The sequence below is a fragment of the Streptomyces sp. NBC_00247 genome (assembly GCF_036188265.1).
Lineage (GTDB): Bacteria > Actinomycetota > Actinomycetes > Streptomycetales > Streptomycetaceae > Streptomyces.
In genome coordinates this window covers 5,714,446-5,738,634 of sequence record NZ_CP108093.1, presented here as the reverse complement: position 1 = coordinate 5,738,634, position 24,189 = coordinate 5,714,446, and the positions used below count along the sequence as shown (strand labels likewise).

General features: G+C 73.2%; 20 protein-coding genes. 14 read left to right on the top strand and 6 right to left on the bottom strand.

What is annotated here, in order from left to right:
* The first annotated feature begins 53 nt into the window (after positions 1-53).
* The 5 genes from OHT52_RS24945 to OHT52_RS24925 are packed head-to-tail and all read left to right on the top strand — an operon-like array spanning position 54 to position 6,727.
* Positions 54-1,031 carry a cobalamin biosynthesis protein gene (locus OHT52_RS24945; protein WP_328722426.1) on the top strand — a complete coding sequence of 326 codons (978 nt, stop codon included), beginning with the start codon at positions 54-56 and terminating at the stop codon, positions 1,029-1,031.
* On the top strand, positions 1,028-2,656 hold the full coding sequence (locus tag OHT52_RS24940) for a cobyric acid synthase (RefSeq protein WP_328722425.1): 1,629 nt from the start codon (positions 1,028-1,030) through the stop codon (positions 2,654-2,656). Before OHT52_RS24945 ends, OHT52_RS24940 begins: the two co-directional genes overlap by 4 nt.
* On the top strand, positions 2,653-4,737 hold the full coding sequence (locus tag OHT52_RS24935; protein WP_328722424.1) for a putative cobaltochelatase: 2,085 nt from the start codon (positions 2,653-2,655) through the stop codon (positions 4,735-4,737). Before OHT52_RS24940 ends, OHT52_RS24935 begins: the two co-directional genes overlap by 4 nt.
* Positions 4,737-5,351: a cob(I)yrinic acid a,c-diamide adenosyltransferase gene (gene cobO, locus OHT52_RS24930; RefSeq protein WP_328722423.1), complete on the top strand. Its 615-nt coding sequence runs from the start codon at positions 4,737-4,739 to the stop codon at positions 5,349-5,351. The genes OHT52_RS24935 and cobO overlap by 1 nt, the downstream gene beginning before the upstream one ends.
* Positions 5,348-6,727: a cobyrinate a,c-diamide synthase gene (locus OHT52_RS24925; RefSeq protein ID WP_328722422.1), complete on the top strand. Its 1,380-nt coding sequence runs from the start codon at positions 5,348-5,350 to the stop codon at positions 6,725-6,727. Before cobO ends, OHT52_RS24925 begins: the two co-directional genes overlap by 4 nt.
* Positions 6,728-6,828: 101 nt before the next feature.
* On the opposite strand, the gene OHT52_RS24920 is transcribed toward OHT52_RS24925, so the two are convergent.
* A complete protein-coding gene (locus OHT52_RS24920) occupies positions 6,829-7,551 on the bottom strand; it encodes a ZIP family metal transporter (protein ID WP_328722421.1) in 723 nt (240 codons plus the stop codon).
* Positions 7,552-7,662: 111 nt separating this feature from the next.
* Here OHT52_RS24920 and cobC point away from each other — a divergent pair, with 111 nt between their 5' ends.
* Entirely contained in the window at positions 7,663-9,249 is a 1,587-nt protein-coding gene (cobC, locus tag OHT52_RS24915) for an Rv2231c family pyridoxal phosphate-dependent protein CobC (RefSeq protein WP_328722420.1), read from the top strand.
* 189 nt (positions 9,250-9,438) lie between these two features.
* Here the strand turns inward: cobC and OHT52_RS24910 are convergent, their stop codons facing one another.
* Positions 9,439-10,674 carry an SCO1860 family LAETG-anchored protein gene (locus OHT52_RS24910; RefSeq protein ID WP_328722419.1) on the bottom strand — a complete coding sequence of 412 codons (1,236 nt, stop codon included), beginning with the start codon at positions 10,672-10,674 and terminating at the stop codon, positions 9,439-9,441.
* A gap of 414 nt (positions 10,675-11,088) precedes the next feature.
* Here OHT52_RS24910 and OHT52_RS24905 point away from each other — a divergent pair, with 414 nt between their 5' ends.
* Together OHT52_RS24905 and OHT52_RS24900 are read left to right on the top strand one after the other, a co-directional pair.
* Positions 11,089-12,378: a PH domain-containing protein gene (locus OHT52_RS24905; protein WP_328722417.1), complete on the top strand. Its 1,290-nt coding sequence runs from the start codon at positions 11,089-11,091 to the stop codon at positions 12,376-12,378.
* Between the two features lie 114 nt (positions 12,379-12,492).
* Positions 12,493-13,953 carry a PH domain-containing protein gene (locus OHT52_RS24900; RefSeq protein ID WP_328722415.1) on the top strand — a complete coding sequence of 487 codons (1,461 nt, stop codon included), beginning with the start codon at positions 12,493-12,495 and terminating at the stop codon, positions 13,951-13,953.
* 31 nt (positions 13,954-13,984) lie between these two features.
* On the opposite strand, the gene OHT52_RS24895 is transcribed toward OHT52_RS24900, so the two are convergent.
* Positions 13,985-15,112 (bottom strand): amidohydrolase family protein, encoded by a 1,128-nt coding sequence (locus OHT52_RS24895; RefSeq protein ID WP_328722413.1) that lies wholly within the window; start codon positions 15,110-15,112, stop codon positions 13,985-13,987.
* Positions 15,113-15,207: 95 nt separating this feature from the next.
* Here OHT52_RS24895 and OHT52_RS24890 point away from each other — a divergent pair, with 95 nt between their 5' ends.
* The 6 genes from OHT52_RS24890 (at position 15,208) to OHT52_RS24865 (ending at position 21,532) form a co-directional block, all read left to right on the top strand.
* Complete coding sequence (locus tag OHT52_RS24890) at positions 15,208-16,314, top strand: pyridoxal-phosphate-dependent aminotransferase family protein (protein WP_328723888.1); 1,107 nt, start codon at positions 15,208-15,210, stop codon at positions 16,312-16,314.
* A 450-nt stretch (positions 16,315-16,764) separates the two neighbouring features.
* Positions 16,765-17,229, top strand: a complete 465-nt coding sequence (gene ectA, locus OHT52_RS24885) for a diaminobutyrate acetyltransferase (protein WP_328723887.1) — start codon at positions 16,765-16,767, stop codon at positions 17,227-17,229.
* 76 nt (positions 17,230-17,305) lie between these two features.
* The gene (gene ectB / locus OHT52_RS24880; protein WP_328722412.1) at positions 17,306-18,571 is read left to right on the top strand and encodes a diaminobutyrate--2-oxoglutarate transaminase; all 1,266 of its coding nucleotides are present in this window, start codon (positions 17,306-17,308) and stop codon (positions 18,569-18,571) included.
* 93 nt (positions 18,572-18,664) lie between these two features.
* Positions 18,665-19,063: an ectoine synthase gene (locus OHT52_RS24875; RefSeq protein WP_328722411.1), complete on the top strand. Its 399-nt coding sequence runs from the start codon at positions 18,665-18,667 to the stop codon at positions 19,061-19,063.
* 3 nt (positions 19,064-19,066) lie between these two features.
* On the top strand, positions 19,067-19,981 hold the full coding sequence (gene thpD, locus OHT52_RS24870; protein WP_328722409.1) for an ectoine hydroxylase: 915 nt from the start codon (positions 19,067-19,069) through the stop codon (positions 19,979-19,981).
* A gap of 312 nt (positions 19,982-20,293) precedes the next feature.
* On the top strand, positions 20,294-21,532 hold the full coding sequence (locus OHT52_RS24865) for an IS4 family transposase (RefSeq protein WP_328722407.1): 1,239 nt from the start codon (positions 20,294-20,296) through the stop codon (positions 21,530-21,532).
* A 214-nt stretch (positions 21,533-21,746) separates the two neighbouring features.
* On the opposite strand, the gene OHT52_RS24860 is transcribed toward OHT52_RS24865, so the two are convergent.
* From OHT52_RS24860 to OHT52_RS24850, 3 genes are all read right to left on the bottom strand, one after another.
* A complete protein-coding gene (locus OHT52_RS24860; protein ID WP_328722404.1) occupies positions 21,747-22,601 on the bottom strand; it encodes a sulfurtransferase in 855 nt (284 codons plus the stop codon).
* A gap of 91 nt (positions 22,602-22,692) precedes the next feature.
* Positions 22,693-22,878, bottom strand: coding sequence for a hypothetical protein (locus tag OHT52_RS24855; RefSeq protein WP_328722402.1), 186 nt, complete (start codon positions 22,876-22,878; stop codon positions 22,693-22,695).
* A 56-nt stretch (positions 22,879-22,934) separates the two neighbouring features.
* Entirely contained in the window at positions 22,935-24,149 is a 1,215-nt protein-coding gene (locus OHT52_RS24850; protein WP_328722400.1) for an MFS transporter, read from the bottom strand.
* Positions 24,150-24,189 lie beyond the last annotated feature (40 nt).

Here is a 24,189-nt window from a genome sequence, read left to right as displayed (position 1 = left end):
TGTCAGCCTTCTCCGCCGGCCCGGGACCGCTCCGCCGTACGGCGGGCTGAGCCGTGCGTGGAGAACACGTATTCGCCTGCGGCGCCGCCGCCGGGCTGATCGCCGACCGGCTGCTCGGCGATCCTCGCCGGGGCCATCCGGTCGCCGGGTTCGGCCGGGCCGCCGCCGCCGTGGAGAAGCGCCTGTGGCGGGACCACCGGGGCCGGGGAGCGCTGCACACCCTGGTGTGCGCCGGAGGCGCCGTGGGAGCCGCCGCGCTCGCCTCCCGTGCCGTACGCCGCCGTCCCACCGCCGCCGTCGCGCTGACGGCGGCCGTCACCTGGTCCGTCGTCGGGGGCACGTCGCTGGGCCGCGAGGCCAGGGCCATCGGCGCGGCGCTGGACGCCGGGGACGTCGAGGCGGCCCGGGAGCGGCTGCCACATCTGTGCGGGCGCGACCCGCAGGCGCTCGACGCACCGGGGATCGCCCGTGCCGTCGTGGAGTCCGTCGCCGAGAACACCTCGGACGCCGTCGTCGGCGCCCTGGTGTGGGGCGCGCTGGGCGGGGTCCCGGGGCTCGTCGGTTTCCGAGCCGTGAACACGCTGGACGCGATGGTCGGCCACCGTTCGCCGCGCCACCGCCGCTTCGGGTGGGCCTCGGCCCGGCTGGACGACGTCGTGGGCTGGCCCGGTGCCCGGCTCACCGCCGCCCTCGCCGCCGTCGCCGGGGGAAACCCGGGGCAGGCCGTCCGGGCCTGGCGCGCGGACGCGGGCCGGCATCCGAGCCCGAACGCGGGTCCGGTGGAGGCCGCGTTCGCGGGGGCGCTCGGCGTACGGCTGGGCGGGACCCTCGCTTACGGCGGGCGGGTCGAGCACCGGCCGGTGCTGAACGGCGCCGAGGGGCGGGCCGTGGCCGTGGAGAGCGGAGACATCGAACGCGCGGTGCGGCTGTCACGCCGGGTGAGCGTGCTGGCCCTGGCCGTCTGCGTCGCCGGCCGGCTGGCGGCGGGGCGGCCGGCGGCACGGACGAGTACGGAACGAGGACGGGCATGAGCAGCAGCGGGAACACGAAGAAGGGCGGCGGGCTGCTCGTCGCCGGGACCACCTCGGACGCGGGCAAGAGCGTCGTCACGGCGGGGATCTGCCGGTGGCTGGTGCGGCAGGGGGTGAAGGTCGCCCCGTTCAAGGCGCAGAACATGTCGCTGAACTCCTTCGTGACGAGGGAGGGCGCCGAGATCGGGCGGGCGCAGGCCATGCAGGCGCAGGCCGCCCGGGTCGAGCCGTCGGCGCTGATGAACCCGGTGCTGCTCAAGCCCGGCGGCGACCGGTCCAGCCAGGTCGTGCTGATGGGCAAGCCGGTGGGCGAGATGAGCGCGCGCGGCTACCACGGCGGCCGTCAGGAGTCGCTGTTCGGGACGGTCGTGGACTGTCTGGAGCAGCTGAGGGGCAGGTATGACGCCGTGATCTGCGAGGGGGCGGGCAGTCCGGCCGAGATCAATCTGCGGCGCACCGACATCGTGAACATGGGCGTGGCGAGGGCCGCGCGGTTTCCGGTGCTCGTCGTCGGCGACATCGACCGGGGCGGCGTGTTCGCCTCGTTCTTCGGTACGACGGCGCTGCTGAGCCCCGAGGACCAGGAGCTGGTCGCCGGCTATCTGGTCAACAAGTTCCGCGGGGACGTGTCGTTGCTGGAGCCCGGCCTGGACATGCTGCTGGGGCTGACCGGGCGGCGGACCTACGGGGTGCTGCCGTTCACGCACGGTCTCGGCATCGACGAGGAGGACGGGCTGCGGGTGTCGCTGCGCGGAACGGTCCGGGAGTCGGTCGTGGCGCCGCCGCACGGCGAGGACGTGCTGCGGATCGCGGTGTGCGCGGTGCCGCTGATGTCGAACTTCACCGATGTGGACGCGCTGGCCGCCGAACCGGGCGTGATCGTGCGGTTCGTGGACCGGCCGGAGGAGCTGGCCGACGCGGACCTGGTCGTGGTGCCCGGTACCCGGGGCACGGTGAAGGCGCTGGAGTGGCTGCGTGCCCGGGGGCTCGCGGACGCCTTGGTCCGGCGGGCGGCCGAGGGCCGTCCGGTGCTGGGGATCTGCGGCGGTTTCCAGGTGCTCGGCGAGCGGATCGAGGACGAGGTCGAGTCGCGGGCGGGCGTGGTCGAGGGGCTGGGCCTGCTGCCGGTGGGCATTCGGTTCGCACGGGAGAAGACCCTGGCCCGGCCGGTGGGCACGGCGCTCGGCGAGCCGGTGGGGGGGTACGAGATCCACCACGGCGTCGCCGACGTGCGGGGCGGCGAACCGTTCCTGGACGGATGCAGGGTGGGCCAGGTGTGGGGGACGCACTGGCACGGTTCGCTGGAGAGCGACGCGTTCCGGCGGGCCTTCCTGACGGAGGTCGCGCGGGCCTCGGGGCGGCGGTTCACGGTCGCCCCGGACACGAGCTTCGCGGCGCTGCGCGAGGAGCAGCTCGATCTGCTGGGCGACCTGATCGAGGAGCACGCGGACACCGGCGCCCTGTGGCGGCTGATCGAGGAGGGCGCCCCGAAGGGGCTGCCGTTCGTCGGCCCGGGCGCGCCGGTGCTGCCGGGGGCGGGCGCCGACGTGGGGGCCGTCCCGGCACCCGTACCGACTGCCGCGACGCACACGAACGTTTCCGACACCATCCAGGAGGCCCTGTGAGCACGCCGTATCCGTTCACCGCGATCGTCGGCCAGGACGACTTGAGGCTCGGGCTGCTGCTGAACGCCGTGTCACCGGCGGTCGGCGGGGTGCTGGTGCGCGGTGAGAAGGGCACAGCCAAGTCGACCGCCGTACGGGCGCTCGCGGCTCTGATGCCGGAGGTCGCGGTCGTGCCGGGCTGCCGGTTCTCCTGCGATCCGGCCTCCCCCGACCCCGCGTGCCCGGACGGTCCGCACGCGGCGGCGCCCGGCGCTTCGCGGGCGGCGCGGACGGTGGAGCTGCCGGTCGGCGCCTCCGAGGACCGGCTGGTCGGCGCGCTCGACATCGAACGGGCGCTCGCCGAGGGCGTGAAGGCCTTCGAGCCGGGTCTGCTGGCGGACGCGCACCGGGGAATCCTCTACGTGGACGAGGTGAACCTCCTCCACGACCATCTGGTGGACCTGCTGCTGGACGCGGCGGCGATGGGCGCCTCGTACGTGGAGCGCGAGGGCGTCTCCGTACGGCACGCGGCGCGGTTCCTGCTGGTCGGCACGATGAACCCGGAAGAGGGCGAGCTGCGGCCGCAGTTGCTGGACCGGTTCGGGCTGACCGTGGAGGTGGCCGCGTCCCGGGACACCGATCTGCGGGTGGAGGTCGTGCGGCGGCGCCTCGCGTACGACGACGATCCGGCGGCCTTCGCGGCGGCGTGGGCCGACGAGGAGAACGCGCTGCGCGGGCGGATCGCCGCGGCGCGCGCCCTGCTCCCCCGGGTCGTGCTCGGGGACGGGGCGCTGCGGCGGATCGCCGCGACCTGCGCGGCGTTCGAGGTCGACGGGATGCGCGCGGACATCGTGATGGCCCGGACGGCGACCGCGCTGGCCGCTTGGGCGGGCCGCGACGAGGTGACGGCCGACGACGTGCGGCAGGCCGCCCTGCTGGCGCTGCCGCACCGCCGGCGGCGCAATCCCTTCGACGCCCCGGGGATCGACGAGGAGAAGCTCGACGACACCCTCCGGGAGGCCGCCGAGGAGGAAAGCCGGCGGGACGAGCGGGACAACACCCCCGACGGTGACCCCGACCCCGATCACGACCCCGATCCGGACGGGCCGGGCGGCGGGGGCGGCCCCGGCGGCGGGGTGCCTCCGCAGGGGGGCGGCCCCGAGGAAGCGCCTTCGGGCGCGGACGCCCCGGCGGGCGGGCAGGGTGAACCGGGTGAATCTGGCGGGCCGGGTGAACCGGGCGGGCAGGGCTCTCCGGCGGGCGGCGAGCAGCGGCCGGTCGCGGCGGCCGAGCCGTTCCGTACGAAGACGCTGAGCGTCCCGGGCCTCGGCGAGGGCGCGGCGGGACGCCGGTCACGGGCCCGCACCGAGCACGGCCGGACGACCGGCGCGCGGCGGCCGGAGGGTGCGCTGACCAAGCTGCACCTGGCCGCGACCGTCCAGGCGGCCGCCCCGCACCAGCGGGCGCGCGGCCGGTCGGGGCGGGGGCTCGTGGTGCGCCGGGACGATCTGCGGCAGGCGACGCGGGAGGGGCGTGAGGGGAACCTCGTGCTCTTCGTGGTGGACGCCTCCGGGTCGATGGCGGCCCGCCGGAGGATGAGCGCGGTGAAGGGCGCGGTGCTCTCGCTGCTGCTCGACGCGTACCAGCGGCGGGACAAGGTGGGCCTGGTGACGTTCCGTGGGCGGGACGCCGAGCTGGTGCTGCCGCCGACCTCGTCGGTGGACGCGGCGGCGGTCCGGCTGGAGACCCTGCCGACCGGCGGGCGTACCCCGCTCGCGGCGGGTCTGCTGAAGGCGCACGACGTGCTGCGGGTGGAGCGGATGCGCGACCCCTCGCGGCGTCCGCTGCTCGTGGTGGTGACGGACGGTCGGGCGACCGGCGGTCCGGAGCCGTTGGCGCTGGCCGCGCGGGCGGGGCGGCTGCACGCCGCCGAGGGCACCGCGTCCGTGGTGGTGGACTGCGAGTCGGGGTTCGTACGCCTCGGGCTCGCCGCACGGCTCGCCCGCGATCTGGGAGGCACCGCCGTCACGCTCGACGAGCTGCGCGCCGACTCGATCGCCGGGCTGGTCAAGGATGTTCGAGCAGCCGGGAGGGCCGCGTAATGCCGCAGGGACAGCCGACTTCGGTACCGGACGACGGGCTCACCACCCGTCAGCGCCGCAACCGTCCGCTCCTCCTGGTCCACACCGGGATCGGCAAGGGGAAGTCGACCGCCGCCTTCGGGCTGGCGCTCCGCGCCTGGAACCAGGGGTGGCCGATCGGGGTGTTCCAGTTCGTCAAGTCGGCGAAGTGGAAGGTCGGCGAGGAGAACGCGCTGAAGGTCCTCGGGGCCAGCGGCGAGGGCGGCACGGTCGCCTGGCACAAGATGGGCGAGGGCTGGTCGTGGGTCCAGCGCGGGCCCTCGGGCGAGAACGACAACACGGCGAACGAGGAGAAGGCCCGCGAGGGCTGGGCGCAGGTCAAGCGCGACCTCGCCGCCGAGACGTACAAGCTGTACGTGCTGGACGAGTTCGCGTATCCGCTGCACTGGGGGTGGATCGACACCGAGGACGTGGTCGAGACGCTGGCGAACCGTCCGGGCACCCAGCACGTGGTGATCACCGGCCGCAACGCCCCGCAGGCGCTGCTGGACGCAGCGGACCTGGTGACCGACATGTCGAAGGTGAAGCACCCGATGGACGCGGGTCAAAAGGGCCAGCGAGGCATCGAGTGGTGAGTGTCTCCAGCGGCTCTTCCGGCGGCGTCCCCCGTCTGGTGATCGCCGCCCCGGCCTCCGGCAGCGGCAAGACCACCGTCGCCACCGGGCTGATGGCCGCCTTCGCCGCGCGCGGGCTCGGCGTCTCCCCGCACAAGGTGGGCCCCGACTACATCGACCCCGGCTACCACGCGCTGGCGACCGGGCGGCCGGGCCGCAATCTCGACGCCTACATGTGCGGGACCGGTCTGATCGGGCCGCTCTTCGCGCACGGGGCGGCGGGGTGCGACCTGGCGGTCGTCGAGGGCGTGATGGGGCTCTTCGACGGGGCCTCGGGGCAGGGCGAGCTGGCGTCGACGGCGCAGGTGGCGAAGTTGCTGCGGGCGCCGGTGGTGCTGGTGGTCGACGCCTCCTCGCAGTCGCGTTCGGTGGCGGCCCTGGTACACGGCTTCGCGGCCTGGGACCCCGGGGTGCGGATCGGCGGGGTGATCCTCAACAAGGTGGCCTCCGACCGTCACGAGGCGCTGCTGCGCGACGCCCTGGAGGAGTCCGGGCTGCCCGTCCTCGGGGTGCTGCGGCGGGCCCCGCAGGTGGAGACCCCGTCCCGCCATCTGGGGCTGGTGCCCGTGGCCGAGCGGCGCACGGACGCCGTGGACGCGGTGGCGGCGATGGGCGAACGCGTCCGGGCCGGCTGCGACCTGGAAGCGCTGCTGGCGCTGGCCCGTACCGCTCCCCCGCTGGCCGTGAACGCCTGGGAGCCGGAGCGGTACGAGCTCTCCGGGAAGCGGCCGGTGGTCGCCGTGGCGGGCGGCGCGGCGTTCACGTTCGCGTACGCCGAACACGCCGAACTGCTCACGGCGGCGGGCGCGGAGGTCGTCCCCTTCGACCCGCTGCACGACGAGAGGCTCCCCGACGGCACGGCCGGACTGGTCATAGGGGGCGGCTTCCCGGAGGTGTACGCCCCCGAACTGTCGGCCAACGAACCGCTGCGCCGCGCGGTCACCGCGCTCGCGGAGAGCGGGGCGCCGGTGGCGGCGGAGTGCGCGGGGCTGCTCTACCTGGCGCGCGAGCTGGACGGCAGGCCGATGTGCGGAGTGCTCGACGCGAGCGCCCGGATGTCGGGGCGCCTGACGCTCGGTTACCGGGAGGCGGTGGCGGTCGCGGACAGCTCGCTCGCGGCGGCCGGGACCCGGGTGCGCGGTCACGAGTTCCACCGCACGGTGCTGGAGCCGGGCTCCGGACCCGTGCCGGCCTGGGGGATGCACCTGCCGGAACGCCGGGTGGAGGGCTTCGTCGCGGGCGGGGTGCACGCGAGCTATCTGCACACCCACTGGGCGGCGGCGCCGCGGATGGCCCGGCGGTTCGTGGAGCGGTGCGGCGGGGTCACGGACGGCTGAGGGCACGGACGGCTGAACGTCACGGACGGCTGAACGTCACGGGCGGCTGAACGTCACGGACGGTTGAGCTTCACGGGCGGGGGCGTACGGGTGGGGGCGGCTCAGTCCGCGATGCCGACGACCAGCCAGATGAAGCCGACCCCGCCGATCGTGCAGAGCACGGTGGAACGCGCCGGGTGGTCGTGGTGGGCCTCGGGCAGGATCTCGGCGGCGGCGAGGTAGAGCAGCGCGCCGCTGAAGAATCCGAGATATCCCCCGAGCAGTTCCTCCGGAAGAGTGAACACCAGGGTGGTCGCCGCGCCCACGATCGGGGCGATCGCGTCCGCGAAGAGCATGAAGAACGCCTTGCGGCGATTGTTCCCGTAGAGACTGGTAAGGGTGTAGGTGTTGAATCCGTCGGCGAAGTCGTGGGTGATGACGGCCAGCGCGACGGCGGCCCCCATGCCGGCGCCGACTTGGAAGGCGGCACCGAGCGCCACCCCGTCCATCAGGCTGTGGCCCACCATCGCGGCCGCCGCCGTCAGCCCCACCTGGGGAACCCGTTCCTCGCCCGCGCCGTGTGCCGCCTGGCGTACCGCGAGCAGACGCTCCACCAGATGGGCCACCAGAAAACCCCCCACGAACAACAGCAGGGCGGCGGGCACCCCCGCCACGGGCCGCCCCGCCGCATCGATCGCCTCCGGCAGGAGATCGAGACCGACCACGCCGAGCATCAGCCCCCCGGCGAAGCCGAGCACCAGGTGGCGGCGGTCCGTGACGCGTTGCGCGACCCAGCCGCCGGCCAGAGTCATCAGGAACGCGCCGAGCGCGACGAACACCGCCATGGGCCCTTGCTAGCCGATCGCCCCCCTTGCCCGCATCTCCGCAAGAAGGCCGTACGCCCCGCCGTCGTCCCCAGGGACCCGGCGCGGGCGGCCCGTACGAAAGGACTTCCCGTGACCGTTGGCGCAGGGTCCGCAGACCACTCCCCCGTACCCGCCGCGGGGACCGCACTCGTCGTCGGCGTCGGCGCCCGCCGGGGCGTCCCGGAGGAAGAGGTGTCCGCGCTGATCGATCAGGTGCTGCGGACGGCGGGGCTGGCCGTCTCCGACGTGGTCGAACTGGCCACCGTCGAGGCGAAGACCGCGGAGCCGGGCATCGTGGCGGCGGCGGCCCGTCTGGGGGTTCCGCTGCGCGGCCGGTCGGCGGCGGAGCTGACCCGGGTGCCGGTGCCCGGGGCGTCCGAGGAGGTCGGCGCGCTGGTCGGTACGCCTTCGGTCGCGGAGGCCGCGGCGCTCTGTGATGCGGCCGAACTGGTGGTGCCGAAGACGAAGTCGGCGCGGGCGACCTGTGCGGTGGCCCGCCGCGGCGGACCGCGCGCGGTTCCCCCGGAAGCGGAATCTTCCGTCGCCCCGGTGACGGAAGGCGCCGCGCCCCTCACCATGGCTGCCATGACTCCCCCCACGCGGTACATCGAGAGCGGCGGCCCCGACCTGCGTCACCACGGCGACGCGGAGGTACGCGGCCGGCAGCTGACCGATCTCGCCGTGAACGTCCGGACGAACACCCCGCCGCACTGGCTGCGGGAACGCATAGCGGCCTCCCTCGGCGGACTCGCCGCCTACCCCGACGGCCGGGCGGCGCGGGCCGCCGTCGCCGCCCGGCACGGGCTCCCGGTGAACCGGGTGCTGCTCACCGCCGGGGCGGCCGAGGCGTTCGTCCTGATCGCCCGGGCGCTGCCTGCCAGGCGGCCGGTGGTGGTGCACCCGCAGTTCACGGAGCCGGAGGCGGCGCTGCGCGCGGCCGGGCACGAGGTGGGGCGGGTGATCCTGCGGGCGGAGGACGGTTTCCGGCTGGACCCGGCAGCGGTGCCGGAGGACGCCGATCTGGTGGTCGTCGGCAATCCGACCAACCCGACGTCGGTGCTGCACCCCGCCGGTGTGCTGGAGGCGCTGGCGAGACCGGGCCGGACCCTGGTGGTCGACGAGGCGTTCATGGACGCGGTGCCCGGGGAGCGCGAGGCGCTCTGCGGGCGCACGGACATCCCCGGCCTCGTGGTGCTGCGCAGCCTGACCAAGACGTGGGGGCTGGCCGGGCTGCGGATCGGCTACGTGCTGGCCGAACCGGCGGTGATCGCCCTGCTGGAGGAGGCGCAGCCGCTCTGGCCGGTGTCGTCACCGGCGTTGGCGGCGGCCGAGGCGTGCATGGAGCCCCGGGCCCTGGCGGAGGCGGCCGGCGCGGCGGACCGGATCACGGTGGACCGGGCCCATCTGCTGGCGGGTATCGCGGAGTTCGGCGAGATCGAGGTGGTGGAGCCGGCCCGGGGGCCGTTCGTGCTGATCCGTCTGGAGGGTGCGGCCGAGCTGCGGGAGGGGCTGCGTTCGCTGGGGTTCGCGGCCCGGCGCGGGGACACCTTCCCGGGGCTGGGACCGGACTGGCTGCGGCTCGCGGTCCGGGACCGGGTGACGACGAACCGCTTTCTCCAGGCGCTGGACCTGGCGCTCCAGGCGCTGCCGGTGGGGGCCGGGAGACCGGCGGGGTGACGCGACGGGCGGGCCTGCGGGGAATCGGGGGCTCCCCGCGGAACCGGGGCGTACGCGGATCGGGGGCGTACGGCCGGACCCGTCACGGTCCTCGCACGCCCCCGGCGCCCGGGTACCGCGGCCGGGCCGCGCGCCCGCCTGAGTGCGCGGTCCGGCCGGTGCCCGCCTGCTGCCCGGTGGCGGGCCGGGTCAGTCCTGGGCGCGCCTGCGGGCGAGGACGGTCGCTCCGGCGCCGAGCGCCAGCAGCAGGGCCGCGCCGCCGGCGATGAGCGGGGTGCTGGAGCTGCTGCCGGTCTCCGCGAGGTCGTCCCCGGAGACGGTGGCCGGGGTGTCGTCGGAGCCGGTCTGCGTCGTCACGTCGCCGCCGGAGCCGCCTGAGCTGCCGCTGCCGCCCGAGCTGTCGCTGCTGCCGTCCGTCGAGCCGGTGTCGCCCGAGGTGTCGCCGGTGGTGCCGGTGTCGCCCGTGGCGCCCTCGTCGGTCGTGCCGCCGTCCGTGGAACCGGTGTCGCCGGAGCCGCCCGAGGTGTCCCCCGCGCCGCCGTCGCCGGTCGTACCGCTGTCCGTGGCGCCGCCGTCGTCGGAGCCGCCGTCACCGTAGCCTCCGTCGTCCGAACCACCGTCGTCCGAACCGCCGTCGTTCGAACCGCCGTTGCCCGAACCACCGTGCCCGGAGCCTCCGTTGCCCGAACCACCGTGCCCCGAGCCTCCGTGGCCGGAGCCCGGCGTGCTGCACTTGGCCTCCGCGAGGGTGAGCTCGCCCTTCACCTCGGCGACGTTGAGCGCGGCCGGGTTGAGGGAGATCCGCAGCTGAAGGGCCGCCGCGGCCGCGGTCTTCGAGGTGGTGCTGGTCTTCGACAGGTCCAGGGTCACGTTGCCGACGCCGGGCACGTCCACCTCCGTGCGGCCACCCGCCGTGAGCGTGATCCGCTTGCCGAGGACCGTCACACGGCCGAGGACGTTCGAGGACGCGACCGGCTTCCTGCCGGCCTCACAGACGGCCTTGGAGGTGACTTCCTCGACCTCGACGAGCGAGAGGAGCGGCAGACCGGGAACCTGCACCCGGGCCTTGACCAGATTGCTGTGCCCTTCCGCACGGCGCTCGTCGACCGTGGCACCCGAGGTCGCGACGTCGGCCCGCAGCACCTGGACCGGGCCCCTGTCCACGCCGTCCAGCCGCACGGAGAGCGCGGTCTTCTCGGCGCTCCTGGGGGCCTGGACCTCGTTGAGCGTGGCCTTGAGCGGCACGTCGACGGTCTTGTTCAGGAGCGAGACGTCGAGCGCCGTCCGGAGCACGACCGCGCTCGCACTGCCCTCGCCCGCGCCCGTCGTCGCCGGGGCTGCGGCCTGCGCGGGGAACGCGGCGAACAGGGCGACGGGAGCGGCGGCGACCGCCAGGGCAGCGAGACGGAAGGTGTTGCTGTTCAAGATGGTGGAACCCCCACAAGAGACATGGAGCCAACGGCGCCGTCCAATGGGGGACATCGCGTGCGCCGGTGGCCTCGACTCCGTGAATCTTTACGCACAGAGGGTGAACTGGCGGACACCTGAAGCCAGTTCACCCCAAAGGGTGGTTTTGGTGTACGTATTCGAATCTCGCGGCACGTACGTTCCTCGGACTCACCCGTTTCACCGAACAGCGGTTGCCGACAGTGGCCTTGAGGGGCGGCATGGAGCAACTCCAACGAGCGGACGGCCGGATCGTCACCGCCTGTCAACACAGCGCTTCCGGCACGTTCCCGGGGACCGCACGCGGCGCGGGGGATGTCGGCAGGCGAGCCGGTCCGAACATCGCCGCAATCCTGACTAGCGCGCGGGCCCTGCCACCGACAGGCTTCGGCCATGATCGAGGCCCCAGCCGTGACCTACCGCCCCGCCCACCACCGCGCCCTGCTCCTCGGCGGTCTGACCGCCATCGCGCTCGCCACCCTCGCGATCGCGGGAGTGGGGGCCGGGGCGGCCCACGGGACCGGGTGGCGGATGTCCGGCCCCGCGGCCGGGGCGGCAACCGTCACGGCGGCCCTGCTCGCGGTGGCGGGTCTCCTGGCCCTGTGCGCCGCGGCACCGGCGGTGCGCGCCGATGCCCACGGGCTGTGCCACCGGCAGCTGTTGAGGAACCGGAGTGTGCCGTGGCCGGAGGTCGCGGTACTGCGCGTCCACCGGCCGTACCCGCACTCCCGGCACCCGGGACACAGCCGCCTGAGCGTGGTGCTCCGCGACGGGGGAGAACACTTCCTGCCCCTCCCTCCGCCGTCGTGGCGCGGGGTGACGCCCGCGAACGATCCGTCCGGAGAGGGGGAATTCGAGGCGCGGGTGGGCGCGTTGCGGGCGCTGCACCGCCGGTACGGCTCCCCCGACCCGGACCTCCCGTCCCTCGTCGTCCCGGAGACGGTGCCGTACAGCACGGTGCCCTTCTTCTCCGCTCTGGTCGGCTGCCTGCTGCTCGTTCTCGGCCTGGGGACGGCCGTACTCGGGATTCCGCAGGCCCTGGCGTACGAGCGTGCGTGGAATCCACCCGTCCTCTGCGCCGCGGGGACGCCCGTCGAGAACCGGCTCGACTGCCGGCCGTACCCGCTCGGCTCCCCGACGACGGTCGCCTGGGCGATTGCGGGGACGGTGGTGACCACGGGGCTCCTCGTCCTGGCCTTCCGCGCCACTCGCCCCGTGCCGCCCACCGGCACCGCGGAGCGGCACCGGGCCGATGCCGATGCCGGGGCCGACGCAGGGGACGGGAACGGCGTTGCCGTCGAGGACGGCCGGGAGGACGTCTTCCTGCCCGCCTACTTCGTGGATTCCGTCGATTTCGACCCGTACCACTCCACCACCCACCTCGTCCTCGGCCCGGACGGCTCGCTCGCGGTCTCGCCGCACCCCGGCCCGGGAAGGTTCGGGGTGCGGCGGATTCCCACGGAGCGGCTCACCGTCCTGCGGGTACGCCGTGTCCAGGCCGGCGAGGCCAAGCGAGGGTTCCCCATCAGCTGGCAGGTCGCCGACCTCGATTACCAGGGTGAGCTGGTGCGCCTCAGAGCGTCGAGGACCACCCTGGACCGCGTGCTGCGGCCCCTGCGCCACACCTCCGCGACCTTCGCGGCGGCCCCCGGTGCCCCTGCCCGTACGCCACCCCCGTCCTGACCACCGGACGGCCGGGCGCCAAGGTGCCCGCGGGCGATGTCGGCAAGGTCGCGCCCCCGGACTCTGCCGTACCCGCGACACGAGCGCCCGCCTGGCCGGTGACATGCTGTGTGCATGACCCCCGAACCTCGGCTGATCTTCCGTCCCGCGCTCGCGGGGGTACTGTCGCGCGTCGGGCTCGGGAGCGTCGTCGCCGAGGTGCACGCCGATGCCGACGGGGTGCGTTACCGGTCTCCGCGGCGGCGGGGGGACATCCCGTGGCATGACGTCAGGGCGCTGCGCGTCCATGTGAGGCCCATGAGGAGCGAGGAACGCAGACGCGTCAGCCTGCTGCTGCGTGACGGGCGCGTCCGCTTCCTGCCCCAGCCTCGGAGCTACCTGACGACGGACCCGGAGTTCGACGCCGGGGTGGAGGCGCTGCGGGCGCTGCACCGCCGTCACGGAACGCCCGACGAGCCGGACCACCTCCACGTCATCGACCCGCGCACGGGAGGGCACGGCCTCTTCAAGCCGCTCGCGCTGTGCGCGCTGCTGCTCGTGGTGGGCGCGGTGGTGGCGGCAGTCGCCGTGCCGAACACGCTCTCCTACCAACGTGCCTGGCGGTCCGCCGTCCCCTGTGCGGCGGGGACACCCGCCTACGATCGGGCCGAGTGCCTGACCACCGTCCCGGGGGTGATCTCCCGCACCGTCGCCGACCACCAGGGCAAGACCGACGACAGCCGGCTGTACTTCTCCGGGAGCCGGCCACGCGAACGGATCCAGGTGCCCTACGACACGGCCGTCGCGTTCGCGCCGGGCGACCGGGTCGAGGTGACCTTCTGGCGCGGAACCCCGAGAGCGGTCGTCGGCGCCCACGCGGCGTGGCAGGACCGCCCGGTCCCCGCCGGTCAGGTCCTGGCCTTCGCGGTGGGGTTGGTGCTCGCCGCCGGCTACCCCGCGGCCCTCGTCGTGGTGCGCGTGCGCGGACGCCGGCGTCCCGACGACGAGGTCCTGCCCTCGGCCCTCCCCTTCCTCGCCGTGCTGGTCGTGACGGCCCTGTGGCTGTTGCCGCTCTGCGTCCTGCACCCTGTGGACCTGGTCGGGTCGCCCCTGACGATCGGGTGGGCGGGGGCGGGTACGGCGGTGTCGCTGGTGCTCCTCGTACCGGCCTTCCGCGCCACCCGCGTACGGACTCCCGAGGACGTCGTACCGGCCGGCGCCGCGGATGGCACGGACGGCGCCGACGGGGAGGAGGTGTTCCTGTCCGGCCGCTTCCTGGAGGCCACCGACTACAACCCGTACCACTTCGGCACCCACCTCGTACTGGGCGGCGGCGACGCGCTCGCGGTCTCGCCGCACTCCGGTCCCGGCCGGTTCGCGGTGAAGCGGGTGCCGGTGGAGCGGATCGCCGTCCTGCGGGTGCGGCGGGTCCGGGGCGAGGACGGCGACGACGTCCCCGGTGACTGGCACGTGGCCGAGCTGGACGACGCGGGCACCCCCGTCCGCCTCGGGGCGGCGCCGGGGGACCTGGCCCGAGTCCTGCGCGCCCTGGGGCACGTGCCGTCCGCACCGGCCTCCGGAGTCCCGGTGCGCTGAGGGTGGGCGCGTTCAGGATGGGCGCGCGAGGTCAGCCGGCCACCACCCGGCCGTTCAGCACCACGTGCCGGGGGGCCGCAAGCACGGTCACGTCCGCGCGCGGGTCCTCGGCGAGGACGACCAGGTCGGCCGGGGCGCCCTCCTCCAGGGCGGGGCGGCCCAGCCAGCGCCTCGCGCCCCAGGTGGTGGCGGAGAGCGCGTCCAGGGGCGGGATACCGGCCCGGACCAGTTCGGCGACCTCGGCGGCGACCAGGCCGTGGGGCAGCGAGCCCCCCGCGTCCGTACCGACGAAGACCGGGATGCCGGCGTCGTACGCCGCGCGCACGGTGTCGTACCTGCGCGCGTGCAGTCGGCGCAGATGCGCCGACCAGCGCGGGAACTTGGCCTCGCCGCCGTCCGCCAGGTGCGGGAAGGTCGCGATGTTGACGAGGGTCGGCACGATCGCCACCCCGCGTTCGGCGAAGAGCGGAACGGTGTCCTCGGTGAGGCCCGTGGCGTGCTCGACGCAGTCGATGCCGGCCTCCACCAGATCGCGCAGCGAGTCCTCGGCGAAGCAGTGCGCGGTGACCCGGGCGCCGAGCCGGTGGGCCTCGGCGATCGCTGCCTCCACCTCGCCGCGCGGCCAGCAGGGGGTGAGGTCGCCCACCTCGCGGTCGATCCAGTCTCCGACCAGCTTCACCCAGCCGTCGCCCCTGCGGGCCTCGCGGGCGACGTACGCGACGAGGTCGCCGGGCTCGATCTCGTGGGCGTAGTTGCGGATGTAGCGACGGGTCCTGGCGATGTGGCGGCCGGCCCTGATGATCTTCGGGAGGTCCTCCCGGTCGTCGGTCCACCGGGTGTCCGAGGGCGATCCGGCGTCGCGGAGCAGCAGGGCGCCCGCCTCCCGGTCGGTGAGTGCCTGCTTCTCGCTGGTGGCGGCGTCGACCGGGCCGTGGCGGTCGAGACCGACGTGGCAGTGCGCGTCCACCAGTCCGGGCAGTACCCAGCCCTCGACGGTGTCCGCCCGGTCCGCGCCCGGGGGGCGCTCGTAGGTGATCCGGCCGTCCACGGACCAGAGTTCGTCGCGCACCTCGTCCGGGCCGACGAGCACCCGTCCCCTCACCCGCAGCACGCGCCGGTCCCGGTCGCGGTGTCCGCGCTGGTCGCTGTGATCGCTCATGTGCGGCACTGTACGAGGCGGTCGGTACTCTCGGACCGGGCGCTGTTCGCACACAGGCCCGCAGAATGACTGACCGAACCGGAGAGAGCACCACCGTGACGCATCCCTTCCTCGACCTCGCCCCGCTCACCCCCGCGCACTTCGCGGCCATCGAGAAGCGGGTGGCCGGTCTCCTCGCCACCGAGCAGGACGTGGTGATCATGCAGGGCGAGGCGCTGCTGCCCCTGGAGGGCTGCATCCGGGGCGCCGCCCGGCCCGGGACGACCGCGCTCAACGTCGTCACCGGTCCGTACGGCCAGACCTTCGGGAACTGGTTGCGCGACTGCGGGGCGAAGGTCGTGGACCTGGCGGTGCCGTTCCACACCGCCGTCACCGCCGAGCAGGTCGCCGAGGCCCTGGCCGAGCACCCGGAGATCGACTTCGTCTCCCTGGTGCACGCCGAGGCGGCGACCGGGAACACCAACCCGGTCGCGGAGATCGGTGAGGTCGTCCGGGCGCACGGTGCCCTCTTCATGCTGGACGCGGTGGCCTCGGTGGGTGCCGAGCCGCTGCTGCCGGACGCCTGGGGCGTGGACCTGTGCGTGATCGGCGCGCAGAAGGCGATGGGCGGCCCGGCGGGCGTCTCGGCCGTCTCGGTGAGCGCACGCGCCTGGGAGCGGATCGCCGCCAACCCGCAGGCGCCGCGCCACTCCTACCTCTCCCTGCTGGACTGGAAGCAGCGCTGGATCGACGGTGGCCGCAAGGCGCTGCTGCACGCCCCGGCACAGCTGGAGATGCTGGCGCTGGAGGCGTGTGCCGAGCGGATCGAGGCGGAGGGCCTGGAGGCCCTCATGGCCCGTCACTCCGCCGCCGCCGCTGCCACCCGGGCAGGTGCGCTCGCGCTCGGCGGTGGGCTGACTCCGTACGTCCACGAGGCGCGGGACGCCGCTCCGGTCGCCACGACGCTGCGCGTGCCGGACGGGGTGGACGCCTCCGAGCTGGTGGCGCGGGCGCTTCTCGCGGAGCCCTCGCTGCCGCTGATCGCGGGCGGCGGGGCGCTCTCCAAGGAGATGGTCCGGGTCAATCACTACGGGGTGGACGCCACGCGTGGAGCGGTCCTCGCCTCTCTCGCGGCACTGGGTTCGGCGCTGGCCGACGCGGGCCTGCGGGTCGATCTGGAAGCTGCCCGCAAGGCGGTCCGGGAAACCTGGCCGAGCGAATGAGACGCCGGGCACGGATCATTTCCGTCGCCCGATGACGGAGTAATTCAAAGAATGCGGGGAGCTGCTTATGGATAAGCAGCTCCCCGCATTCTTGTGCCCTGGCTCCTCATGGGTAAACGCGCGAATCCGAAGGGCGTGCGGATGAGTGGCACGAGGGCGGGCCTCGGGGGTTCGAGGGTCTGTGACGGACCCCACACGCGGGCGCTTTGCCGGATATATCCATCATGAATCACCACGAAACGCACGCCCGACCGGTCGGGCTCGCACTCGCGTGATAACACGCGTGCTCCCGCCACCCAAGCCTTTTCGCTGGTGCAATTCTGAAATTTGCTGGGTAAATTCCCTGGCATGAGCGCCGCACCAGCAGACCTTGCCCGTGCCCGAATCGATTCCCCCCGCTCCGACGCACCGCAGGCGCCGAGCGCATTCCTCACCGTGGACGCGCCACGCGTGGAGGACGGGGCCTCGCTGTGGCGCATCGCCCGCGACTCCGAGGTCCTCGACCTCAACTCCTCGTACAGCTACCTGCTCTGGTGCCGTGACTTCGCGGCGACCTCCGCGGTCGCCCGGGACGAGCACGGCGAGCCGGTCGCCTTCGTGACCGGCTACGTCCGGCCGGACCGTCCGCAGACGCTCGTCGTCTGGCAAGTGGCGGTGGACGACGCCTACCGGGGCCGGGGACTGGCTGCGGACCTGTTGGACGCGCTGACCGAACGGGTCTCCGCGGAAGGGGGGTTGATCGCGGTCGAGACGACCGTCACGCCCGACAACACCGCGTCGAACCGGCTCTTCACGTCGTACGCCGAACGCCACGACGTGGGACTGGAGCGCGAGGTCCTCTTCGGCGGGGAGATGTTCCCCGAGGGCGCGCATCAGCCCGAAGTCCTGTACCGCATAGGGCCGTTCGGAAGCTGACGGCAGCAGTCGCGGCCCGCCCGGCCGAATCCGCCGCGCCACCGCCCGCACACCCACAACCCCTCAGGAGACCGACGTGACCATCACCCCGCCCGCCCTGAGCGTCTTCGAGACCCTGGAGTCCGAGGTCCGGAGCTACTGCCGGAGCTGGCCCGCCGTGTTCGACCACGCGCGGGGCGCCCGGCTGACCGACGAGGACGGCCACACTTACCTCGACTTCTTCGCCGGTGCGGGATCGCTCAACTACGGCCACAACAACCCCGTACTGAAACGGGCGTTGCTCGACTACATCGAGCGTGACGGCATCACCCACGGGCTGGACATGGCGACGACGGCGAAGCGCGCCTTCCTGGAGACGTTCCAGAACGTGATCCTGCGCCCGCGCGATCTGCCGTACAAGGTGATGTTCCCGGGCCCGACCGGCACCAACGCGGTCGAGGCCGCATTGAAGTTGGCGCGCAAGGTGAAGGGGCGTGAGTCCGTGGTCTCCTTCACCAACGCCTTCCACGGAATGTCGCTCGGCTCACTCGCCGTGACCGGCAACGCGTTCAAGCGGGCCGGTGCGGGCATCCCGCTGGTGCACGGCACGCCGATGCCGTTCGACAACTACTTCGACGGCCAGGTCCCCGACTTCCTCTGGTTCGAGCGGCTGTTGGAGGACCAGGGCTCCGGGCTGAACAAGCCGGCCGCCGTGATCGTGGAGACCGTCCAGGGCGAGGGCGGCATCAACGTCGCCCGCGCCGAGTGGCTGCGCGCGCTCCAGGAGCTGTGCCACCGGCAGGACATGCTGCTGATCGTCGACGACATCCAGATGGGCTGCGGGCGTACCGGTGGTTTCTTCTCCTTCGAGGAGGCGGGCATCGTCCCGGACATCGTCACCCTGTCGAAGTCCATCAGCGGCTACGGACTGCCCATGTCGCTGTGCCTGTTCACCCCGGAGCTGGACGTCTGGGAGCCGGGCGAGCACAACGGCACCTTCCGCGGCAACAACCCCGCCTTCGTCACGGCCGCCGCCGCGCTCGACGCCTACTGGGCGGACGGCCACATGGAGCAGCAGACGAAGGACCGCGGCGAACAGGTGGAGCAGGCCCTGCTCTCCATCTGCGCCGAGGACACCACCGCTTCCTTCCGGGGCCGGGGCCTCGTGTGGGGAATCGAGTTCGCCGACCCGGCACGCGCCTCGGCGGTCACCTCGCGCGCCTTCGAGCTCGGGCTGCTGCTGGAGACCTCGGGTCCGCGGAGCGAGGTCGTCAAGCTGCTGCCGCCGCTGACCGTCACCCCCGAAGAGCTGGACGAGGGGCTGCGCACGCTGGCCCGGTCCGTCCACGAAACAGCCGCCTGAGCGGCGCGTTTCCCCTGAACTCCGTCCGCCCCGGCAGCTTTCGGGGCAGACGGGAGCCGACAGTCACCGCAGAGAGAAAGGCACCACACCACCGTGATCGTCCGTTCGTTCCGCGACATCGAGAACACCGACCGGCACGTGAAGTCCGCCTCCGGCACCTGGGAGAGCAAGCGCATCGTGCTCGCCAAGGAGAAGGTCGGCTTCTCGCTCCACGAGACCATCCTGTACGCGGGCACGGAGACGTCGATGTGGTACGCGAACCACATCGAGGCCGTCCTGTGCACCCAGGGGGAGGCCGAACTCACCAACGACGACACCGGTGAGAAGCACTGGATCACCCCCGGCACCATGTACCTGCTCAACGGCCACGAGCACCACACGCTCCGCCCGAAGACCGACTTCCACTGCGTCTGCGTCTTCAACCCGCCCGTCACCGGACGGGAGGACCACGACGAGAACGGCGTCTACCCGCTGCTGACCGAGGAGGCCTGAGCCATGACCACGTACGCGCGCACCGAACCGCACCCTCCGCGCACCGACCTCTATCCCTCGCGCGGCGCCGCCGAGACGATCACTCCCCGCCGGGACCCGGTCGTCTGGTCCGCTCCGGGCGCCCCGGGGCCCGTACCCGTGCAGAGCCTCCTGACATTCGAGCGAGACGGTTTCCTCGCCGTCGACCAGCTGCTCACCCCGGACGAAGTGGGTTCCTACCAGGCCGAGATGGAACGGCTGATCGCCGATCCGGCCGTCCGCGCGGACGAACGGTCCATCGTGGAGCCGCAGTCGGGGAAGGTGCGTTCCGTCTTCGAGGTGCACCGGATCAGCGAGGTGTTCGCCCGACTGGTCTCCGACGAGCGGCTGGTGGGCGCGGCCCGGCAGATCCTCGGCTCGGACGTGTACGTGCACCAGTCCCGGATCAACGTGAAGCCGGGCTTCGGGGCTTCGGGCTTCTACTGGCACTCGGACTTCGAGACCTGGCACGCGGAGGACGGACTGCCGACCATGCGGACCGTCTCCGTATCGGTCGCGCTGACCGAGAACCACGACACCAACGGCGGGCTGATGATCATGCCCGGTTCGCACCGGTCGTTCCTCGGCTGCGCGGGCGAGACGCCGAAGGACAACTACAAGAAGTCGCTCCAGATGCAGGACGCGGGCATCCCGTCCGACGAGGCGCTGACGGAGCTGGCCGGTGAGCACGGCATCAAGCTCTTCACCGGCAGGGCGGGTTCGGCGACCTGGTTCGACTGCAACGCCATGCACGGTTCGGGTGACAACATCACCCCGTTCCCGCGCAGCAACGTCTTCATCGTCTTCAACAGCGTGGAGAACGCGGCCGAGGAGCCCTTCGCGGCTCCGGTGCGGCGCCCGGAGTTCATCGGGGCCCGCGACTTCACACCGGTGCGGTAGGCGCGGAGCGCACACGGACGGGGGCGGGGCGGGACGGTCGCGGCCGTCCCGCCCCGCCCCCCTCGCGTGCGGTGGGACGGTTCTGGCCGCCCCGCGCTCCTAGGCCGTGTCTGACAATTCCCGCCGGGCGGGCGGTGTCCGGCACGGCACCTCGCGGCGTTGTCGGACCGCCCGAGTACATCCAGTACACGGGCGATCCTCCGCCTTGCGATGCACCGCACCGGACACCGCCCGCCGAACCGACGCGAATTATCAGACACGGCCTAGGTGCAATACCGGTGACTTTGGTGGTTTCTGGTCGTTGGGTGGGTTGTGCCAAGGCCGGGTCAGGTGAAGTCGTCAGGTGTTGATCGGTTTTCGGACCGGATCGCGTTGGGGGTGCTGACGCGGGCGTTTCCGCCGGAGCTGGTCGATGAGGTGGTCGCCGAGTGCGGCAGGGTGGAGCAGCGGACGCGTCTGCTGCCGGCGCGGGTGGTGGTCTATTTCGTTCTGGCGATGTGTCTGTTCTTCGGGCAGGGCTATGAAGAGGTGGCTCGGCTTCTGGTTCAGGGGCTGGAGCGGGAGGGCCGGTGGGCGGCGGTCTGGCGGGTGCCCACGACGGCGGCGATCGGTCGGGCCCGGTTGCGGCTGGGGCCGGAGCCGTTGCGGGTCCTGTTCGCCCGGGTGTGCCGGCCGGTGGCGGTCGCGCGGACGCAGGGTGCCTGGTACCGGCAGTGGCGGCTGGTCGCGGTGGACGGCACCGTTTTCGATGTTCCGGACACCGCGGCGAACGCCCAGTTCTTCGGGCGTCCCGGTACCAGTCGCGGGCAGGGCCGCAGTGCGTATCCGCAGGCGAGGGTGGCGGCGCTGGCCGAGTGCGGGACCCATGCCGTGTTCGCGGCCGAGGTCGGACCGCTCACGGTCCACGAGACAGGGATGGCCCGGCAGTTGTTCCCCGCGCTGACGAAGGGGATGCTCCTGCTCGCCGACCGGGGCTTTTGCGGCCTCGACCTGTGGCGGGCTGCGAAGGCGGGCGGTGCGGACCTGCTGTGGCGGGTCCGCAGCGTCGTGGTGCTGCCGGTCCTGGAAACCCTCGCCGACGGCTCCTACGTGTCGGAGATCGTCGCCGCGCGGGACAATTATCGGCGCGCGGACCCCGAGCGGGTGCGGGTGATCGAGTACGTCCTCGGCCCACGCGACGGCGGCACCGTCTACCGGCTGATCACCACCCTCCTCGACCCCGACCAGGCACCGGCCGAGGAACTCGCCGCCGTCTATGCCCAGCGGTGGGAGATCGAGAACACCCTGGACGAGATCAAGAACCACCAAGGCGTCCCAGGGCTGGTGCTGCGTTCCCGCTACCCACGCGGCGTCGAACAGGAGATCTTCGCGTTCCTGCTGGTCCACCACGCGCTGCGGGACCTGATGCACCAGGCCGCCCTCAAAACCGGCCATGATCCCGACCGGATCTCCTTCACCCGCACCCTGCGCGTCGTCCGCCGCCACGTCACCGGGCAGGCGGCGCTTTCCCCCCTCACGACTGACCCGGTCCCTCACCCAGAGCCTGCGTGAGATCACCGAACGACCGCTGCCCGCACGGCGGTTACGCTCCAACCCCCGCGTGATCAAACGCAAGATGTCCAACTGGGCCCTCAAACGAACCGAGCACCACAGCCCACCACTGCCAGACATCCCGACGGTCCGGCTGGTCAGGCCAACCAGAGCCACCCCAACCAGCCGGAAACCAACCTAAATCACCGGTATTGGGCCTAGGTGCGCCGGTACGTCAGCGGGCGGGGCCGGTCTCCACCGGACGGGCCTCGTCGCGGCCGTACGCGGACCAGCCGCCGACGTAGAGCCTGCCGCTGCCCAGCCCGGCGTGCTCCAGGGTCAGGAGGTTGTGGCAGGCGGTCACGCCCGAGCCGCAGTAGGAGGCCACCTTCGACACGTTGCCCGGCACCACTCCCCCGGCGGCGAAGTTGTCCCGGATCGCCTGGAGGGGCAGCAGCCGCCCGAGCCCGTCCAGGTTCTCCCGGCAGGGGACGTTGGCCGCACCGGGTACGTGGCCCGGGCGGGGGTCCACGGGGTCCTGGGCTCCGGCGAAGCGGTCCCGGTTGCGGGCGTCGACCGGGAGGACGTCCGGCTCCGCGAGGTCGTCCGCCTCGACCAGGGCATCGGCCGGCCAGGGGCGCACGGAGAAGTCGCCTTCGCGGGCGGGCAGGGGTTCGTCCGCCGTCAGGGAGCCGGGGTGCGCCTCGGTCCAGGCGTCCAGCCCGCCGTCGAGTACGGCCGCGCGGCGCCCGGTGACCCGGAGCATCCACACCAGCCGTGCCGCGATCACACCGCCCTGGTCGTCGTAGGCGACCACGATGTCGTCGTCGTCGATCCCCAGGGTCCGCATGCCTTCGGCGAACAGTTCGGGGGCCGGCAGCGGGTTCCGGCCGCCGGTCGGCGTCGGGGGGCCGGTCAGCCAGCGGTCGAGGTCCGCGAACACCGCGCCGGGCAGGTGTCCCCCCTCGTACGCGGCACGCCCGGACCGCCCGTCCAGATACCACCGCACGTCGGCCGGGACCACGGGGCCCGGCAGTGCTTCCAGCTCCTCGACCCGCACGAACGCCGGGACTTGTACGCATCGCTCCATGGTCCGGACGCTAGCCAACTGTCCACCATTCGAGCAAAATCGTTTCGTATGCCAAGACGGCATCGGCTCCAGGACTGCCGGCGGCCCTCCCTCACCGAAGGGCTGGTGCGGGGTCCGGCAGCTCGCGGAGGTCGGCCATCAGGTCCGGCGACGGCGAGCCGTCCGCCCCGGCGAAGGAGCCGAAGGGCCAAAAGCCGTTCTTCTCGTAGTACCGGACGGCGCGGGCGTTGTCCGCGAGGACGCCCGCGCCACTGGCTGTACTCGGGCGGTCCGACAACGCCGCGAGGTGCCGTGCCGGGCGCCGCCCGCCCGGCGGGAACGGTCGGACACGGCCTAACGGGACGCCGCGCGTGCGGTGACGCGGAGGAACAGCAGGGCCGCGAGTGCCAGTACCGCCCCGAGACCGTAGACGGCCGTCGCTCCGTGCGGGAGGGCGATGCCGCCGAGCACGGTGCCCAGACCGATGCCCAGGTAGATGCCGGAGGAGTTCAGGGAGACCACCAGCGGGGCCTCCTGCGGGGCGACTTCGATGAGGCGGTGCTGTTGCGCGGGGGTCTGGCACCAGCTGCTCGCGCCCCAGAGGAGGACCAGTACGCCGACCACGGGCATCAGCGGGACGCCGGTGGCCGCGATCCGGGCCAGCAGGGCGAGTGCGAGCACCATCCCGGTGTACCCCGTGGTCAGGACCCGGACGGAGCCCCAGCGGTCGGTGGCGTAACCGGATGCGAGGTTGCCGAGTACGGCACCCAGCCCGTACAGGAAGAGCATCCACAGGTCCGTGCCGTCGGGGACCCGTACCGCCCGCAAGACCGGAACGCTGTAGGCGTACGCGGTGTAGGCGGCACCCATGCCGAGGACCGTGAGCGGCAGCACGGCCAGGACGGCCGGTCTGCGCAGCACGGCGAGCCGGGTGCGCAGTGGCACGCGCGGGTTGCCCGGCAGGGGCGGCATGATCAGGCGCACTCCGGCGGCGATGACGACGCAGAGCCCGGCCACGACGGCCAAGGCGCTGCGCCAGCCCAGCCAGTGGCCGGCGAGGGTGCCGAGCGGCACCCCCAGCGCGGTCGCGACGGTCAGGCCGCCGATCACCACGGCCAGTGCCCGCGCCCGGAATTCGGGGCGCACGAGCGCGGCGCTCACCGCGCCGGCGCTCGGTGTGTAAGCCGCCGCGCCCGCCGCCGCGATCACGCGGCTGATGATCAGCACGGCCAGGTTCGGCGCCAGTGCCGAGCACAGGTTGGCCAGACCGAGGGTGATCAGGGCGCCGACCAGCAGTGCCCGGCGCGGCAGTCGCGCGGTCGCCGTGGCGAGTACGGGCGAGAGTAAGGCGTAGGCGGCCGCGAACACCGTGACGGACTGGCCGGCGGCCGCCGCCGAGACGTGCAGGTCCTCGGCCATGGAGGGCAGGAACCCCGCCACGACGAAGGCGTCCGTGCCGACGGCGAAGGTGCCCAGGGCCAACACCAGGGTCGACGACAGGCCGCCCTGCCCGGGCAGGGCCTGGCCGTCGGCCTTTGGCCGGTCGGACGTTATCGAGACATTGGACATCCAGGTTCTCCTCGCTCGTCCGCACTCGTCCACGAGTGCG

Bases quoted from the DNA above. Each gene is read 5' to 3' on its own strand.
- OHT52_RS24940 (WP_328722425.1), top strand. From the start codon at position 1,028: ATGAGCAGCAGCGGGAACACGAAGAAGGGCGGCGGGCTGCTCGTCGCC.
- cobO (WP_328722423.1), top strand. From the start codon at position 4,737: ATGCCGCAGGGACAGCCGACTTCGGTACCGGACGACGGGCTCACCACC.
- OHT52_RS24920 (WP_328722421.1), bottom strand. From the start codon at position 7,551: ATGGCGGTGTTCGTCGCGCTCGGCGCGTTCCTGATGACTCTGGCCGGC.
- OHT52_RS24905 (WP_328722417.1), top strand. From the start codon at position 11,089: ATGATCGAGGCCCCAGCCGTGACCTACCGCCCCGCCCACCACCGCGCC.
- OHT52_RS24900 (WP_328722415.1), top strand. From the start codon at position 12,493: ATGACCCCCGAACCTCGGCTGATCTTCCGTCCCGCGCTCGCGGGGGTA.
- OHT52_RS24895 (WP_328722413.1), bottom strand. From the start codon at position 15,112: ATGAGCGATCACAGCGACCAGCGCGGACACCGCGACCGGGACCGGCGC.
- thpD (WP_328722409.1), top strand. From the start codon at position 19,067: ATGACCACGTACGCGCGCACCGAACCGCACCCTCCGCGCACCGACCTC.
- OHT52_RS24860 (WP_328722404.1), bottom strand. From the start codon at position 22,601: ATGGAGCGATGCGTACAAGTCCCGGCGTTCGTGCGGGTCGAGGAGCTG.
- OHT52_RS24850 (WP_328722400.1), bottom strand. From the start codon at position 24,149: ATGTCCAATGTCTCGATAACGTCCGACCGGCCAAAGGCCGACGGCCAG.